We start from the raw sequence: 17,537 nt of genomic DNA, 5'->3' as shown, positions 1-17,537 counted from the left end.
TTGTACTTCTGCGTAGGAGGGATCTTCGCCCCCCTGTTCGGCCTAGTAGAGAATTTTTTGTTGAAACCTATTTTTCGTTTAGCTCGGAGCAACACCTACGAAAATACTATTTGCGGCATACAGGCGGTTCTACAACGCGCCTGCAGTTTAGCTGGTTGCTCATCGGTTCGCTAATAGGGAAAAGCCCTGTAGACGTGATGTTTTGACGAGGCCTCATCATGAGCCAGGATCCGAAGAGCACGTCTAGCCGTTAGCAATTATCATATTCGCACCTGACGAGATACCGCCTAGGCGGCATCTGTCTTATAGGTAAAATTTAAAGAGCGAAGTTTTAGTCGATGGTCGCTACGGGGGGACTTGCAATTGCCTCCAGAACTTCTGGTTGGATTTCTCCCTTTTTAATCGCCTCTTGCCCTAATATCTCTGAGCCTGGAATGCTAAGGTGCCCCTCGTCGTAGTAAAGTGGCATGCCATTTTTATAGGCTGAGCATATTCCGTTCGTGCATATTAAATTTCTTAGACTCAATGTAGTGGTGTCTTTGTACTCCGATACTATTTTTCTAATTCGATCGTTGGTTGCGATGTCTCCGCGATCAGAATAATTACTTCTTTTTTCACACGAGAGAAAGGGGATTTTAATTGATTTCTGAACGCATGCCTTATCGTACCCGATAAAACCTGGTGCCCTAAGTGCGATGACAACTTTCTTTTCATCTTTTAAGAAGTCCTCAATTGTCTTTCGTAAGTCCTTTTCGAAATCAGCACTTGTTTTTTCATATTTTGGCCAGGTTCCACCTATTATGACGGTGTCATATTTGTATAGAACTTCTCTGACCATTTTGTTGAATGCTGGGCAGCTCTCTTTATAGCCGCGATCAACATATTTAACGCTGAGGGTTCCTGGGAACGGGGGGCACGAAGCGTGTTCGATGTTTCGAATTGAAAATCCCGTATCCTCTGCAATTACTTTGAAAAAACCCATGTAGTGAGCAGCATTTGAATCACCGAAAAGTAGTGTTTTTGGCGGGTTTTTTTTCGGACCTACAACGCACTTTGGGTTGTCAAGAAATTCTTTCTTTGCACCTACCTGGCATACATATGGATACTCAAATGCGGGGCCGGTCTTGTCCTTAAGTAAAGTAAGTTTTTCTTGATATCCAGCGGGGGAGAGTAGGGGTAATACGCCGCCTAGTAAAATACCGAGCCCAGACGTAGCAACTAGTCCTATCAATGTGCCCGCTGCAATATATAATTTTATATGTTCCGTTTTTTTGCTGTTTCTAAATGTTTTTTCAACAAAAAAGTAGGATATCAAGGTGAGAGAGATCATTGTAAGTAGACAGATTACACCGCCTATTAGATCAAGGTGCCCGTATGCATACCTATAGAATGCGAGCACTGGCCAGTGCCAAAGGTACAAAGAAAACGATACAAGTCCGATGGCAACCAGTGGGCGGATTGACAGCGCACGTGCGACGGCTGTTTGGCCAAAACTGCCTGAAGTAATAATCAGCGCAGCACCGATAGATGGGACGAGTGAAATGAAACCTGGAAACCCCCCTGTTTCACGTATAAAAGCAAGAGACCAGACAACTAGGGCTGCGCCGGTACCACCTATTACTTCTGCTCCAATCCATCCGACTTTTCCTTTGATAGAGTCACAAACGAAAAACGCGATACCACCGAGCAGTAGTTCGCCGCCACGGGATGGGAGCATGTAGTAAGCGAACGTAGGGTCGCTTACCAAGAATTTTTCGCCGTACCAGAACGAAATCGCGGCCAGTAAAAGAGCGGTTGCTACTGTCAACGAGCGCCCACCGATTTTGTAGGTGATCAACAATAGCGCTGGCCAAATAAGGTAGAACTGCTCCTCAACGCCCAGCGACCACATGTGTAGAAGAGGGACCGTATCGGATGATGCAGCGAAATAGCCGGTGTCCAAAAATTTCCAGAAGTATATATTTGCAGCCGATAGCGTCGTAGCGATTGCCGAAATAGACAGAGATTTTGAGTCTTCGGGTAACATGAACGTTAATCCGAATACCAGCGTGCATAGGGTGACGAAAAACGCCGCGGGCAAGATTCTCTTGACTCGGCGCATGTAAAAATTGCTAAACGAGAAGGTGTCTGTAGCAACTTGCTTGGCGACAATCCCTGTGATCAGAAATCCAGAAATAACAAAAAAAATGTCCACGCCGACGAAGCCACCGGGTAACCACTCTTTGTTGAAATGAAAGAAAACGACGGCCAGAACAGCAACGGCTCTCAATCCATCGATATCCGGGCGATAGCTAAGACTCTTGTTGTGCATGAAATCCCTTTCTTCAGAATGAGGGCAAATTGATATCGTTGCGAATTCTACAAGCGAGAGCCTTAGCTGTCAGGAGTTGATTGTGTTGAGTCAGCAGAAAATCGGATATGAGGGGGGGGGCTAGGGCGAATGCCCGTACAAAATATGTCGGGGGCTCGAGGCGCGTCATGCAAAAACCATTAGAAGAGCTTTCACCGGAAAGACGAGCCAGAGGCTGGGGCTTCAAGCATATCTGCCCCTCTGTTCAGTGATTTGTCCCAGCCTGCTGGGTTTGGGACAAATCACCGAACTAGGGGGCTCGATTACCAAACCTTAACGGTTAAACCGCTCCACCAACGAATACTGCGTATTCGCCGTATGCGTCAGCTCTTCACTCAACTGCGCCGAGTTCAACGCCTGCTCCGAAGTCTGGTCCGCCAACAGCGCAATGGTGCTGATATTGCGGCTGATCTCTTCGGCCACCGAGCTTTGCTCCTCGGTCGCGGCGGCGATCTGGGTGGTCATGTCGGTAATATGGGCCACCGCCTCACTGATCCCCACCAGCGCCGCGTCAGCTTCCATCACCCGTGCCACGCCTTCTTCAGCCTGGCGATGCCCGGCATCCATGGTCTGCACGGCGGTGCTGGCGGTCTGTTGCAGCTTGGCGATCAGGGCATGGATCTGCCCGGTGGATTCGCTGGTGCGTTGCGCCAGCTGCCGCACTTCATCGGCCACCACCGCAAACCCACGGCCCATCTCACCGGCACGCGCCGCTTCGATGGCGGCGTTGAGGGCAAGCAGGTTGGTCTGGTCGGCAATGCCTTTGATCACATCTACAACACCGCCAATCTCATCGCTGTCCTTGGCCAGTTGGGTCACGGTTGTCCCGGTCTCTCCAACCACCACCGACAGGCGCTGGATGGCCTCGCGGGTTTCCCCGGCAATGTCCCGGCCGCGGCTGGTCAGGCGATTGGCTTCCTGGGTCGCATCGGCCGTGCGCTGTACATGGCTGGCGACTTCCTGGGTAGTAGCAGCCATCTGATTGACGGCGGTGGCCACCTGCTCGGTCTCGACGCGCTGGCGTTCCAGGCCGGTTGAGCTGTTGTGGGCCAGGGTGTTGGACTGGCGCGCCTGGTCGTTGAGGTGCTCGGCGGTGTCCTGCAAACGGGTCAGGCAGGTCTTCAGGCGGGCTTCCTGGCTGAGGATCGACATCTCCAGTCGCGCCTGCGCGCCACGGCTGTCGGTGTACATCTGCGCAATCAGCGGGTCGGAGGTGGTCTGTTCGGCCAGGCGCAGCAGGCGCTTGAGGCCGCGCTGCTGCCAGCTCAGGCCGAGCAGACCCAGGGGCACCGACAAGGCGGCGGCCAGGGCAAACCCCCAGTGGGAGTCGAACCAGACGCCGATCAGGAAGCTCAATTGGCTGACCAGGATAAACGGCAGCCAGTCCTGCAGTACCGGCAACCATTTATCGCTGCGCGGGATGGCCGACTTGCCCTGGTTGATTCGTTGGTACAGCGCTTCGGCACGGCGGATCTGCTCGGCGGTCGGCTTGACCCGCACCGATTCGTAGCCGATCACCTGTTCGCCGTCGAACACCGGGGTCACGTAGGCGTTGACCCAGTAGTGATCGCCGGTCTTGCAGCGGTTCTTAACGATGCCCATCCATGGCAAGCCTTGTTTGAGCGTCGTCCACATATGCGCGAACACGGCCGCCGGCACATCCGGGTGGCGAACCAGGTTGTGCGGGGCGCGCATCAGTTCATCCCGGGAAAACCCACTGATCTCGACAAACGCATCGTTGCAGTAAGTGATCACGCCTTTGGCATCGGTCGTGGAGATCAACCGTTGTTGAGCGGGGAAGGTACGTTCGCGCTGGGTAACGGGCTGGTTGTTACGCATATTGATTCAATCCGCAAGGCTTTGTCAGGTTGTCGGCAGGCTGAGGCAATGGTTGAAGGGAATCTTTACTGAAATGTAAATAATGGCGGGAACCGCTCTATACCCGGTAGCTCTCAGCCCAGAAAGGACGCTGTCAATACTTCGGCAACAACCGGGTAGCGCGAGCCCGCACCGATCCAGTCGATCTGGATGAAGATCCAGCGTTTGAGGCGCAGATACCTGGTTGAGGGGCCATTGCTCAATTCCGGTGTGCCCAATACGTCCAACGCCATGCGCTGCTGAATAGCGACGCGGGAGTAATCCTCGACAAAAACCGAACGGTTTATTGATGTCAGTTCCAGGCGATTCAGTGCTTCCATCGCACCGTTGAGGTCGCCGGGTTCGAACACCGTGGCATTGGCAATTTTCGACTTGGTGAACTGTCTTGCATACCCCCCCAAACCCGCCAGGATGGGTTTGCCAGTCGCTGCATATTCAAACAGCTTGGAAGGCAAAACCCGTCGAAAGGATTTGAAGGTGTTGAGGTGCAGGAAAAGTATGTCAGCTTCCCGGTAATGATCGATCAGGTTTGAGCGTTTGGTCGGCGCTATCAGTTTCACATTGGAGATGTTTTTACTGGCCAGCGCTTGCCGAAGCTTATCGGCAGCTCCACCGTCACCAATGATGTAGAACTGCGCGAGACCTTCAAGCTGTTCAGCCATCGCCGGAATGATTCTATCCAGCCCCTGGCCAGCGCCGATATTGCCCGCGTACACGATTTTCAGCTCGGTCGAGGGCGCGCGTAGTTTTTCCAGATTGGTCAACGGTTGCAGGAAAAGGTCATCCACACCATTGGTATGGGTGGAAAAACACCTGTGGGGGTAGCGTTCGTTGAAGTACCCCAGAAAACCCGGCGAAATCAGGTTGACCTGAGTTGCCTGGCGAATGGTCAGGCGTTCCACCCACGAAAAGAAATACGTCATGGTCCGGCCGACCATACCGGGATACAGCTCTGGTAGCGTCTCTACGAAGATGTCGCGTATATCGAGGTATAGCGGCGTTTTGCTCTGGAACGAAATCGACGCGCCCAAGGCAGCAGTCATCAATCTTGAAGAGGACGCCACCACCAAATCGTAGTCTTTACCACGAGCGGCTTTACGGGCCCCCAAGGCGTAGGAGAGGAATGCCTTGGCCTGGTCAACGACGCCATTTTTATGGGGCGGCAAGTCAATGCGCGTGATCGACAGTCGCGAGAAGCCTTGAGTGCTTTCAGCCGGCGCTTTGTAGGAGTGATAGCGATTCGGTTGCGTGGTGATCAGGTCAATGTGCAATTTGCAGTTATTTTGCTCAAGCAGCGCCCTTACCAAGGCTTCGACCCTGAACGAACCCGCCGCCAGATCAGGCGGGTAATAGAAGCTCAAGAGAAGAATGCGGACGGTCATTGGCGAGCGTCAGCGCAGTAAGTCTGGCCCTTGAGAACGCGGCCATACAGGTTGACCAACAGTTCTTCCTGTTGCTCCCAGTTCAATTGGGCCGCGGCATTTACGGCATTGGCCGCCAGGGTGCGGCGCAGTTGCGGATCGCTTACCAGGCGATTGAGTGCATCGATCAACTGCTGGTCGTCGCTTTCGCGCACCAGCAAACCGATGTCGAACGCTCTGATGATACGGCGAATCTCCGGCAGGTCAGTCGCGACGACGGGCAGGCCGGCAATCAGGTACTCGAATAATTTGTTGGAGTCGGTGGTGAAGTGGTTCAGGCAGGTGTTTTCAATGGGCTGCACGCCAATGTCTGCAGAGGCGGTGTAGCTGGGCAGATCGGCCAACGAGACGGTTGGAATGAAATGCACACGCTCCGTCAGTCCGAGTTCCTGGCTCAACGCGGTCAATGGCGCCGTCAGCCTGCCGCCACCAATGAACACGAAATAGGCGTCCTTGACTGAGGCCGAGATCCGTACCAAGCGCTCCAGGCCTCGGCCCTGCTGCAACCCACCCTGATAAATGATGATTGGCCATGGCTGCTGCAACTGCAGCTCCTGGCGAATCCGCTGACTGGCGGGGCTGACCGTCAAGCGCGGTCGGTTCTGCAACACCACCGGGCGTGGCACGCCATAGGCCCGAGCAAAAAACTTGGCCCGCGCATCTGTAGTGGTAATGCTGCCCTGCACTCGGGGCATCAACACGCCTTCGACCCGCGCGACCAGGCCGCGAAAGCTGTTATAGCCTTCGCGGCTGGTGCTGATTTCATGGGCGTCATACACCACGCGGGCGCCACTGAGTTTCGCCGCCAACCATGCCGTTGGCAGTGTATTGACGTCATGGGCGTGCACCACTGCGGCGCGATGCCAGGCGATCCGCGCCAGCAACCCTGCATGGGTCCACAACCGCGCGACAATCCGCAGCGCTTGCCTGGTCGGGCTCAAGCGACCGATAGGGCCGCTGGCTGAGGCCGGTGCAGAAGCTGCGCCGCCAGTTTTGGTTTTGCGCAGCTTCCACAATGGACTGCGTGCAACACGCACCACGTTGATACCGCCCGGCAGTGTCTCTTTCTCTTGGGTGACGCCCGGTGTGTGCAGGGCGAACACGGTTACGGCGTAGCCGGCAGCTTGAAGCGTCTGCGCCTCTTTTAATACACGGGCGTCGTTGCGGAATTCATTCCAGACGATCATTGCTATGCGGGTCAATGTGACGTCTCCGGCGTTTTAAGTGTAAGGTGGGTGTAGGCACTCATTATTTCCGGTAACAGCAACGCTGCCGAAATAAATTGTTGTTTGATCAGAAGTTTGTCTAGCGCAAATAGAAGTGCTGATAGTTTCAAGTCGTTAATAGAGAGCTCAGCCATATCTGGCCTGGAGTTCTGCAGGTCGTTAAATAGACCTTCAAGGCGAATCAGTTCCTTGTGTGAAGTGGGCCAGCCGGCCCCGACAGGCTCAAGGCTCCATAGTCCCCAGTGACTAACAAATTTTTGATCTGTGCTATTAAATAGCAAGTGATCCTTGCTTATATCGATATTGGTCACTTGCAAAGGGTAGGACTTTAAGTAGTGGACTATCGACTCACGAGCCTCTAGGAAAGAGCGTAAAATGTGGATGTGTTCCGTCGTGGCGATAGCCAGTTCAAATTTCGAAAGTTCAACAGAGCTCAATCTGTCCCAGATTAACGGGCGAGATCGTGAGAATAGTTTCACCAAGCTTGGTGGTGGTGTGGTGAACATCATTCTCTTTAATATTTCATAAGTAGGCTCTTTAAAATCCAAGGGCTCGAATTTTTCAAGATTGCTCCACTTAAATACATGGCAATGGAAATTAGCTACAGAGGTCGCGCCGATAAAAGGCAGTGTTGGCAGGTTGCAGGGAATAGCCTCTGCTAATAGCGTCGCCTCGTTGATGGCTAGAATACTTCGCTTTAAGTTAAAGATTTTCACAAAAAAGAATTCAGTGTGTTCGCTTTGTGCGTTTTTTGCTGATACTTCAAAGGCGACTACATCATGCACGCCCGTTTGATGCCAGCGAGCTTCAATCACGGCGAGCACGTCACCGGTAATTTCAGATATTACATTTCCAAGCAACTTAGGGCGCGTATCTTCTGCAAGGTGGCCCCAAAAATTTGCATCAGCGCTTGGCTGAGGTTGAGTCAGCTGATGTGTATGAAAAAAAAGGGCAGAAAGCTGAAAGTGCTGGGTAATTAAACTATTTGTATCGTGAGCAAAAATCGCGACACGATGCATGATTTGCCTCGAAAGTAGCACTCCAATAAGAGCTGCAAAAATCTCCGGCGGGCTCTCATCAAGGAGGTCATAAATCATAAACCCGAAAGCGACGAGAAATCCCAGTGAAGCGAGCGTGTTTGGTGCGTCGTTGATGACGGCAAGCAATTTTTCATGCTGAGGCTTGGACGTGGCCCGTATGAGAAAAAACAGTGCGATCAATACCAGCCAGAACGTAAATATTGCTATCATTAAATCGTTATAGAAAGTGCCCAGTAGCAAAATAGTGAGCGCGACGAAGAAAGCACTTGCCAGGCTTCGCGTGAACCTTAGATATGCGCGGTTCGCGATGTTTTCCTGATCTTCGAATAAAATCATTTTGCTACTGTGTGCGAGCAGATTCTTTGAACCTGTCTCGGTTAAATTACGAATTAACTTCTCTGCCAGTAAATGAAAAAAATAAGAAGCTATTGCTGCGATACTAAGTCCGATGAATAGATTTTCTCTGCCTAGTATTTTCCATGAGTTAGGAAAGTACTCTGGAATATTGGGCGAGCCGATCAAGATTATCGCTTTTAATGGTAAAAAAGATGCTGCTAATAGGCTTAGCTGTGATGCAAGAGTGATTATTATTAGTGCAAGGGTGTATCCTGGAACGATGCGAGCGATCTTTGCCGAGACTGAGTAATACCAGCGTATGGATTTTAGGGGGCTGATATGTTGGGTTTGCATTGAAACACTCGCATTGAAAAGAAGATTGTTTATTTAATTGTTAGGGTTTTTTTGTACTTCCCAAGACATTGCTAGTCTAGTTTTTCCCGGCCCAGCAGGCTTAAGAATCGCTACGATGGTTGAAGCGTCATTTTTTTTGAAATAGAGATGCACTACTTCATCTGTTTCGCTTTTGACCTGACGGGAATAACCCTGCTCTGCAAGGGCCCGTGTCAATTCTTCATCGGTGGAGCTCATCGATTTGTCGAAATCAAAAATATAGTGCTGTCGCTTAGAGGCGTTTTTTTCGGCAATGTAGTTTTTTATCTCTGTCGCGCCAGACGGTACCTTTACACCACCTTGTAATTCAACTAGAGGTGCTTTGGTCTCAGTTGAGGTGTTGTCGCAACCTGCCAAAGTCAAGAACAGAAGGGCGCAAAGCCAGATTTTTTTCATGTTGTCGTTTCCTTGAAATATACGATGGTGTCGTTTTAATGTTAAGTGGCTGTGATTATAAATTTTGTTTTGGTGTTTAAGTTAACTTCAAATGAAATGATGGTAGTGTCATTCTTTTCCATGAAGCCTAATCCGGATACTGCATTGTTGATCCTGCCTTCATCCCATCCAGTAATGATGGAGTGTTTTGCATCACTCAAAATGTTAATCATTTTTTTCGAACCAAGATGACTAAGCGTTACACCACTTTCAGTTGATGTTGCAATAACTCCTTCGCCACAGTGGAATAGCGTGTATGCCTCTGCAGAAACATCTCCGCTGAAAAAATCTGTAATGGAGAAATCCAACTTTTCCATGCTTCCGCTAATGTCTCTAGAAACGTGGTAGCCTTCATAGGCTGTGTGGTTCCCTTGAATGCTGAACGACGCATCCACGCACTCACCATAAATTTTTGAATGACCAGGGTCGATCGTATAGTTTGCATCTCTAATGGCAAGATTATTATGGGCCCAAGCACTTCTCAAGTAACTCTCGACGGGTTTTGCATACTCGTGGGAGTAAAAGCTAGGGTCAATGAGCCACTCGATTCCGCCCATGAAAAGAGTGATTGAAAGATTGTCTTCATGCTTATGTGTTTTGCATAACGAGGTTGAGAAGAGAGAGAGCATAAACCCATGTTCTTCATGGTTGCCTTTTATAATGGCATAACCAGCGTTTGGAAGCAGAGTGAACGTGCTGCGTTCATATGGCTTGATATTTGGTATTGATAAAGGATTACACCTGCGAAACGTATCCCCTTGCGCCGGCGCTCTATTGTCAGGATACCGTAGTAAATCGGAAAATTTTATAAGTTCGTCTGCAACTTTGGGGATTGTGCTCTCCTGGCCACTCAATAATACCAGCTCTCCTGCAAACGCGATTAGACGCTGTACACCTTGATGGTAGCCTATAGAGTTTTCAATAAACACAGCATAACCGCCATCACGGATGATCAGTTTTTCTAACTGGTCCTCCAGGCGCGTTAGTGCAATAGAACTCCACTTTTCAGCACACGGCATTTCTGGCATTGCTAATGCAGCAGCTAAAAGTGCCATATCCTGAAACCATGCGTGATTATGGTAGCGTGAGTTCTGATGTGAAGCGTAGAACATCTCAGACGATAAAAGTTGAGAGTGTTTAAAAATTGCCCCACGTAAACGACTCATAAAACGGCTGTCAAAACCGTATTTCAGACCTATATCCCACATTAGTATGAAGGACAAGAGTCTCTCAGCGGTGCCATGGTCGTACCAAGCGAATTTCTTGTCGATATCGTCTGAGAAATAGCTTTGTTCAAGCCAGTTATTAACAAATTCGCGGGCTGAAAATAGTGCTGTAATACTATCGTTATTTCGCGCGTAAATCATCAGCATCGCAGCAGGATGAAGGGCGTGCCAAGAAAACCTATAGGTACCGACATCTTGGAAAGTTTCTGGTAATTTATAGTCTGACTTCCAAGGCAGATTTTTATTCCCATAAAGTGGGCAAGTTCCGTTCTGAAGAAAGGAGTCCACTTGAAGATCAGAATTTCGAAAGCACTTTTCCAAGTAGCCATATATGCTCTCAACAAAAGCTTCAGGTAAGCGTCTAGAGACGTCTTCGGCAGTATTGCGCTTGTTGAGTTGAACAAGCCAAGAAGGAGAGCCTTCCCTTTGCTTCCAGCAAGAAATATATTCAATTTCCAAAGAGGAGCCTTCAGGTAAAGGTCGGCCTTTGAAGTAGAGTTTTACGTCAGAAACAGGTTCTGTCGACGGAACCTGCCAATTATTTTGTATGCCGAATGCTAAATCTGAATAGCCGATTGAAAAATCAATCCAGTTGTTATGTGCCGGATGCACTATCTTGACATGATGATAGTTTTCGCCGGACATGTAACCTATCGCCAAATATCTCAGTGATGCCCAGTCAGAAATCTTGAAACGTATGCTTAATCCGTTTGCGGAGAATTTTTCTGGGATTTCAAATCGTATTTGATGATTGTCACCATCTCCAGAAAACAAGAAACTTAGCCCGTTTTCGGTCACGGTGGATTTAGCGTTACCTTTGAAGAGGGATGCGTCCAGAGATTGATCGCTCTCATGCTTTATAAGCTGAGCGTAATGTAGGCTACTTTCCAGATCTCTATCAGCGTTGTTAGCTCTAACAGTTGGAGAAAGATAAAAGGTTTCAGTTTCAAGTTTTATGAGCTTGGAAGCTATTTTTTTTAGTTTTTCAAGCATGAATTTATAGTAATCATCAATATAATGAAATGGGCTGATTCCCCACTTATGATCATCTGCGCCACATAGAAGTTGAGGTGTAGGCTCAATGAACTGGTGCGCTGGAAGGTCTAAGGCAATACGGCTGTATAGACGCTGCAGAAAGTTATTTGCAGCAACTATTTGCTCTTTGTGGAACATTGAGCTGTAATCATTTCCCTGTAGAGTTTCCGGGCTCCAGAATGTTTTGTGTATAAAAACATCTTCTAGACGATCCATTGACTTTATGTGGTTTATGAATTTTACCCAGCCTTTTTCCCATAACTCATAAAAATCATCTGTTTGTGATTTGATGATTTTTATGTTTTCTGTTATGTCCTTGAAACCTGCGCTTATTAGCTCATTTGATAAGGTAAAAATCCCACCATTGTCTTCTAGGGCGATGCTGAATCTTTCGTCAATAAAATCAATTAAAAGAATGTCAAAGCGTATATCTTTCAATGAAGAGCTAAAGGTGTTTTGCAGATCTGCTTTTACAATGTTAGCTTGAAATTTTGACTGAAGAGTATGGCTGTACTCGTCGGCTGTCGCTACAGGTGCAAACAAGCTTGCAAATGAGCTGCGCGCATAATAGGCAGATATTTCAAAGGTACTATCTGCATCATAGTTAAAAATATCTCGGCTCACACAGCTGCCGACAATCAAAATCTTGGTACTCACGGTTTTTGCCTAGCACTTATAACTAAATAAATTTTGAAAGTCATTGAGCTTTAGCCTTACTCACCAGAGTGAGTTCTTGTTGAATAATCGTGCTCAATGAAGTTTGTTTCTCCACCCGCTCGCGAGCAGCCTTTGATATTTTTGTAAATAACGAAGGGGTTTCGATAATTCGAGCAATACCTTGTGCCATGAGCTCAGCATCGTCAGCCAATGCAAGAACTCCACACGCCTCATCTACAAACTCTGGAATGGCAGTGACCCCGTTAGTTACAGGAATCAACCCCGACGCCATAGCCTCATCCCGCGACACCCCCTGAGCGTCCATTCGGGTAGGGCAGAGGAAGAAGCCATACTCTTTGTGCAAGGCTGCAATCTCTGCGTGCTTCATGAACCGCCTTTCGATTTTCACGTTCGGGAACTTGCGCAGTGGTGCCAGAGTTTCTTCAAACAGGACTCCATCCCCAATCATGTGGAACTCCAGTTCGGAGAAGTAGGGCTTTTCGGAGAGCAACTCGATGGCTGTAACGCTGAGGTCGTTCGCGTATTTTGCTGACGCATACGGCCGAATCGACAAGATCTTCTTACGCTGTTCAACCGGCTTTTCCACATAAGAAAACAGCTCGGTGTTGATCGGGTTATGAATGATCTCGTACTGGTTTTCTGGCAGGCGGAAGCCGAGGTCTTCCATCACTTCTTCGGCGAAGTAGCGGGATACAAACACCAGTTTCAGGTTGGCCGGCATGGGTTGCAGCAGGTTGCGCCAGAAGCTCATGCGCTTGTCGCTGTCGAGTTTGCCCAGGGCCAGTTGTTCATCGGTGGTGAAGTTGTATTCGCGGCGCCACCACGGTTGGATCTCGGCGCCGTGGACCCATACGATGACCTTGGTGGTGTTCAGGTGTCGGCGCAGGACTTCCCACATGTCTGGGTCGAGGAAGTGAACCAGGATGGTCTTGTAGGCACCCGACTCCAGCATCTTCGCCAGGGTGGCCTGGGAGCCGGTCATGACGTCGACGTTTTCAAACTCGTGATAGCTGACCGCTTCGTTCTTGCGCAGGCGGAATACGTCCACGTTGACGCCACGTTCCTGATAGGCGGTGACGCGGGTGTGGACGAAACCGTTGCGGTACAGGTCGTCATAGGCCGGGTAATGGTTGGTCAACAGCAGGTATTCGGATTTGGCGAGCATTTCCGATGGCTGCAGATCGCGGTGCCCCAGGACCAGTGCCTTGATACCGGCGCTGCCATTGGCATAGGCACGGATGCCCAGGCGAATGAAGGCGGCCTCTGGCGGGATATCGCTGGTCTGGTTGCGGTTGGCGTGTTGCATGACATGACTGATGCGTTGTTTCTGGGCATCGAGGAACAGCACGACCAACTGGATGTTCAGGCCAGGGGTGGCGTCAAGGAACAGTTTGAGTTGTTCACCCGACGCCAATTCGGCGACAGGCAAATCCGTCTTGGCGTACTGGTACTCATGCTTGCCATCGGCGAGCGAAGAGCTGATCTGCCAGGTATCTACGTCAATGTGTTCTTCCAGATGCTTGCTACGAATCGGTCCGAACATTGCGGCCAGGTCACGCCCGCAGATCTCTGCGCTGGTGTGGCTGACCTTGAGCGGTTCAATGGCTTCGGCACGGCGTTGCAGCTCGTCAATGCCGATGCCGGTGTACAGATTGAGGTCGTCTACGACCTCCGTCACGTCTTGCCCGCGGGCACCCGCGGCGTTTCGGCAGTAGTTGAACGCATCGATCGCCAGTGATTGCTCGAACTCGTAGTTCAACTTCGGCAGGGTTTTGAGCCACTCGCTGGTTTGTTGCTCGGCAATCAGTGCGGTTTTGATCAGTGCGGCGCGCGCAGCAATGCTGGCCGGGCGACGATAAGCCTGACCTGGGTTCTGCAAATGGATGCCGTCATCCTTGCGCACATAGTGGGCAACTTTACCGATGACTTCAGCCTGGTTGTAGCGCGTCGCCAGGACCATATCGAGCAGGTAGTTCGGGCCGTAGTAGTCCTCGCTGGCCATGGCCGCGAACCACGGCGCATCACCGGCCAGTTCACCAAGGCTGGTTTTTTTCAGCTGTTTGCGCGAGATCAGTTTTATCCGTGGGTCTTTGACTGCAGTTTTGCCGACGGTGTCGTTGACGACGACATGCATGCTCACGTTGGTGTAGCGCTGACGAAGCAGGTGCTGGGTCAGGGCTTCGACTTCGGCGCTGTTGGCGGCATCGGCGATAATGCAAATGCGCGGCTGGCTTTCTTCCTGGGCCTTGCCGGTCACTTTGCTCATCACATAGTTGAGGCGGTGCCCATAGGTGTGTTCTTGCATCACTTTGCGCAGGGCAGCCAGGCGCAGCTTGTCACTGTCGCGTTCGTTACCTGCCAGTGTGTTCAGGCGGCGCAGCATTTCCGGGCCGCTGTCGGTGGTGATCACCAGGTCGCCAAACAACAGGCGCACACCGCGGGAGAAGTTGCTGACTGTCACGGTGTTGGAGCCAAGCAATTCAAACACTCGGCGGGCGAACATTGACTGCGACTGCTTGATCGAGTTGAGGTTGATCGCGTAACGGTAGCCTTTGTAGGCGCGGTCGATCTGCTCGAAGCTCAACGTACCAACGATGTACGGCTGGTATTGCTCGGGGAACTGGTAGTTGGGGTCGTTCTTGCCAAAGTTGCGGTCGAAAATTTCCAGCGGACGGAAGTTCGGCAGTTCGCTGACAAAATTACCCAGGTCGCGGGTACGGTCGGGGTAACGGGTGTAGTAGGCGCCAGCGAAGCAAAACGCATCTTTACGCTCGTACAGTTCAACCGGGTTGTGCACCGCCGGTTGGCAGGCGAACGGCAACAGATACACCCGATCATGTCCGAGCGCACCCTTGTAGCGATGAATGCAGTCGATGTCGGTAGTGAACACGAAGTCGAACTGTTTGGCGGTAGACAAGAAGGTCTCGAAGTGGACCGGATCCTCTTTGTTCCAGAAAACCGAGGGTACCTTGTGGTCTTTGCACCATTTAAGGATGTCTTGCAGTTCGTGGCTGTTATGGCCGACTTTGCTGCCCCACAAGTCATCTTTGCCGCGCCAGGCTGATTCGATAAACACCAGTTCGGGCTGGAATTGCTGCAGTTGCTCCTGCCAATCCGCAGGGGTCAGTTGCAGCAGGTTGCATTCATGGCGGTATGAGCCGTAGGTGAACTCGTCCATCACACAGGCGACTTTCAAGGATGCGGCATTGCCCTGCTCGTGGTTGAGCAAGCAGTTGCGCACATACTCGGTGTCGGCGAGTGCTGCGGGCAAGGCGACGTCTGTTTTGGCGATGTGTTGTGGCGCAGGCAGCAGCGCTGACGGGCCGTCAAAACCAATGGCTTTCTGGGCTGTGTCTTTGCGGGTTTTGCTGGCCTGGCGGTACAGGTTGAACAAGGTGCCTGGCAAGCGAATGATGCCGCCCAGCGAGCTGCCGCTGGCCTTTAGTTGATAACCCAGCTGGTAGGTAAGGCTTGAGCGGGTTTTGATCAGGCGCTGCTCTGCCAGATGGCGTTTGGCATTGGCACGATGCAGGTTGTCGTTGAGCTCTTCGATCTTTTGCTGCTGGGCGGCGGTTTGTCCAAGCAGTTTTTCAAGATTGCTTTTCAGATGAGGGATCTGCGTACCCGTGGCTTCGCGATACTTTTGATTGGCGGCCTCAAGCCAGCCTTTTGAAGACTGCAGCTCGCTTTCCATGCGCAGGCGAGCGTCATCCCATTGCTCCTGCGTGGTGGCAAGCAATTGCTCGGCAGCCTCGCGACTGGACAACTCCAGTTGCACCTGTTCTTGCAGGTCGGCATTTTGCTGGCGAAGCTCTTCCAGGGCGCAGGTCTGTTGCTGCAGGGCCGTCGTGAGCTTGTCTCGTTGCAGCAGAGCCTCCTGGGATTGATGCTCAAGTTGGTTGAGGCTCAACTCCAGGTTTTGTCGGGTTGCGCGTTCGGCTTCAAGCTGGTTGGTGATAGTTAGATGCTGGTCGGTCTTGACCTGCAGCTCTCTGTCCAACTGCGCCACATGGGCTTCGCAGGTGGCCAGTTCGTTCTCCAGCAGTGGGCGGATGGCGCGTTCTTGTTCAAGGTGGCCGGACAGCTCGGTAATGCGCGCGCGGCACTCCTTGAGCTGGCTGTTCAGCTCCTGCATTTCCTGTGCATGGAGATTTGTCAGGTCATCGACTTGCAGTAGCAGCGTGTCGATATCTTCTTCCAGCCGTGCCTGGATGGCTTCGTGGGCGTGCAGCTGTTGTTCGGCATCATGGTTGATGCTGATGAGTGCGGTCTCTGCCTGATGGCGCCCCGATTGTTCTTCGGTCACCAACTCCTGCAGCCGAGCGTTCTGGGAGGCAAGGGTCTGCAATTGCTGGGTGAGCGCATGCAGCTCTATCAGTTGCTGGTCTTGTTGTTCGACCGCTGACTGGTTTTCTGTTTGCAAGGCTGCTACTTGTGCCTTGAGCAACTCGTGCTGGGTTTGGGTGTGCTGCAATTGTTCCTGGGTGTTTTCAAGTCGGGCATGCAGGTCTGTGAGCTCTTTATCATTCTGCTCAAGACGGGCCTTTTTGGTGTTTTCCAGTTCAGTTAATTGTGACTTGAGCTGTTGCACCTGCTCGGTGGCCACGCGGTATTTTTTGTTCGCCTCGTCCAGGCGCAGCTTGATATCAGCCTGCTCGGCAAGCATTGCCTCCTGGGCAAGATTTTTTTTCGTGAGTTCTTCCACCTGTTGTGCCTTGGGCTTGAGCTGGGCAATTTGCTCGGTGGCCGCACGGTATTTCTTGTTGGCTTCGGTCAGGTTCTTGCTGGTGTTGGACAGGCTGTTCTGCAGGTTGCGTTCGATCGCTTCGAAGGCTTTTTCCAGGTTTTGTACCTGGGCCATATCCAACTGCACGGGGGAAGGGGCGGTGGCGTCGGTTTTTTTGACCGCCACCATGCCCAGCCACTTGCCCAGTACTTTGATCTGGGTGATGTGCAGGTATTCGTTCAGCAGGCGGAAGGGCTCAAGCAGGTAGAACGTGTGCTTGTGGTCGATGAAATCATTTACCCCGAATGGCACGGTGATGATCAGTCGCCCGTCGGGCTTGAGTAGCGAGGCAGCTTTCTCGACAAACATTTCCGGACGTACGAGGTGTTCGAGTACTTCGCTGATGACGATGGTGTCGGGTTCAGCATCCTCGACGTTCAGGGACAGGAAATCCGCGTTCACGTAGGAGACTTTGGCCTGTACATGGGACGGCTCGGCCGCCATGTACGATTTGGCTTCTTCAATAGCCTGGGGGCTGGTGTCGACACCGATCACGTCGCAGCCCTCGCGGGCCAGCAATAGCGGCACGATGCCCTGTGAGCAACCTACATCGAGTACCTTCTTGCCCGAAACCTGTGCACAGATCCAATGGATACGTGCCTGGGTTTCGCGCATGAAATGCTCGCCCAACTTCCCGTAGTAGGCCTCCATTACACGGTCGTGAATGTCTGCCAGGGCTGTAGGGGCTTCCGGCGGCGTGGGGAGTTGGACGCTAGTCATCTTTAATTCTCTT

Annotated in this window: 8 protein-coding genes; all 8 read right to left on the bottom strand. The window is 51.3% G+C overall.

Annotated elements, in window-relative coordinates; all coding sequences use genetic code 11:
• Positions 1–331 precede the first annotated feature (331 nt).
• The 8 genes from HU773_RS19725 to HU773_RS19690 all read right to left on the bottom strand — a co-directional run bounded on the left by HU773_RS19725 (position 332) and on the right by HU773_RS19690 (position 17,524).
• Complete coding sequence (locus HU773_RS19725; protein WP_186625603.1) at positions 332–2,311, bottom strand: acyltransferase family protein; 1,980 nt, start codon at positions 2,309–2,311, stop codon at positions 332–334.
• Positions 2,312–2,623: 312 nt separating this feature from the next.
• Complete coding sequence (locus tag HU773_RS19720; protein ID WP_057960312.1) at positions 2,624–4,189, bottom strand: methyl-accepting chemotaxis protein; 1,566 nt, start codon at positions 4,187–4,189, stop codon at positions 2,624–2,626.
• 113 nt (positions 4,190–4,302) lie between these two features.
• Positions 4,303–5,610 (bottom strand): glycosyltransferase family 4 protein, encoded by a 1,308-nt coding sequence (locus HU773_RS19715; protein ID WP_120733816.1) that lies wholly within the window; start codon positions 5,608–5,610, stop codon positions 4,303–4,305.
• Entirely contained in the window at positions 5,607–6,851 is a 1,245-nt protein-coding gene (locus HU773_RS19710; protein WP_120733814.1) for a glycosyltransferase family 4 protein, read from the bottom strand. The genes HU773_RS19715 and HU773_RS19710 overlap by 4 nt, the downstream gene beginning before the upstream one ends.
• The gene (locus HU773_RS19705; protein ID WP_186625601.1) at positions 6,848–8,605 is read right to left on the bottom strand and encodes a hypothetical protein; all 1,758 of its coding nucleotides are present in this window, start codon (positions 8,603–8,605) and stop codon (positions 6,848–6,850) included. The genes HU773_RS19710 and HU773_RS19705 overlap by 4 nt, the downstream gene beginning before the upstream one ends.
• A gap of 33 nt (positions 8,606–8,638) precedes the next feature.
• Positions 8,639–9,040 carry a ubiquitin family protein gene (locus tag HU773_RS19700; RefSeq protein ID WP_186625599.1) on the bottom strand — a complete coding sequence of 134 codons (402 nt, stop codon included), beginning with the start codon at positions 9,038–9,040 and terminating at the stop codon, positions 8,639–8,641.
• Positions 9,041–9,081: 41 nt separating this feature from the next.
• Positions 9,082–11,997 (bottom strand): DUF6270 domain-containing protein, encoded by a 2,916-nt coding sequence (locus tag HU773_RS27495; RefSeq protein WP_225923812.1) that lies wholly within the window; start codon positions 11,995–11,997, stop codon positions 9,082–9,084.
• Between the two features lie 40 nt (positions 11,998–12,037).
• A complete protein-coding gene (locus HU773_RS19690) occupies positions 12,038–17,524 on the bottom strand; it encodes a methyltransferase domain-containing protein (RefSeq protein ID WP_186625598.1) in 5,487 nt (1,828 codons plus the stop codon).
• Between the last annotated feature and the right edge of the window lie 13 nt (positions 17,525–17,537).

Origin of the sequence: Pseudomonas shahriarae, assembly GCF_014268455.2 — a bacterium.
GTDB classification, from domain to species: Bacteria; Pseudomonadota; Gammaproteobacteria; order Pseudomonadales; family Pseudomonadaceae; genus Aquipseudomonas; species Aquipseudomonas shahriarae.
The sequence above is the reverse complement of the archived record's forward strand: the minus strand, read 5'-3'. Positions and strand labels throughout refer to the sequence as shown.

Bases quoted from the DNA above. Each gene is read 5' to 3' on its own strand.
- HU773_RS19725 (WP_186625603.1), bottom strand. From the start codon at position 2,311: ATGCACAACAAGAGTCTTAGCTATCGCCCGGATATCGATGGATTGAGA.
- HU773_RS19720 (WP_057960312.1), bottom strand. From the start codon at position 4,189: ATGCGTAACAACCAGCCCGTTACCCAGCGCGAACGTACCTTCCCCGCT.
- HU773_RS19715 (WP_120733816.1), bottom strand. From the start codon at position 5,610: ATGACCGTCCGCATTCTTCTCTTGAGCTTCTATTACCCGCCTGATCTG.
- HU773_RS19705 (WP_186625601.1), bottom strand. From the start codon at position 8,605: ATGCAAACCCAACATATCAGCCCCCTAAAATCCATACGCTGGTATTAC.
- HU773_RS19700 (WP_186625599.1), bottom strand. From the start codon at position 9,040: ATGAAAAAAATCTGGCTTTGCGCCCTTCTGTTCTTGACTTTGGCAGGT.
- HU773_RS19690 (WP_186625598.1), bottom strand. From the start codon at position 17,524: ATGACTAGCGTCCAACTCCCCACGCCGCCGGAAGCCCCTACAGCCCTG.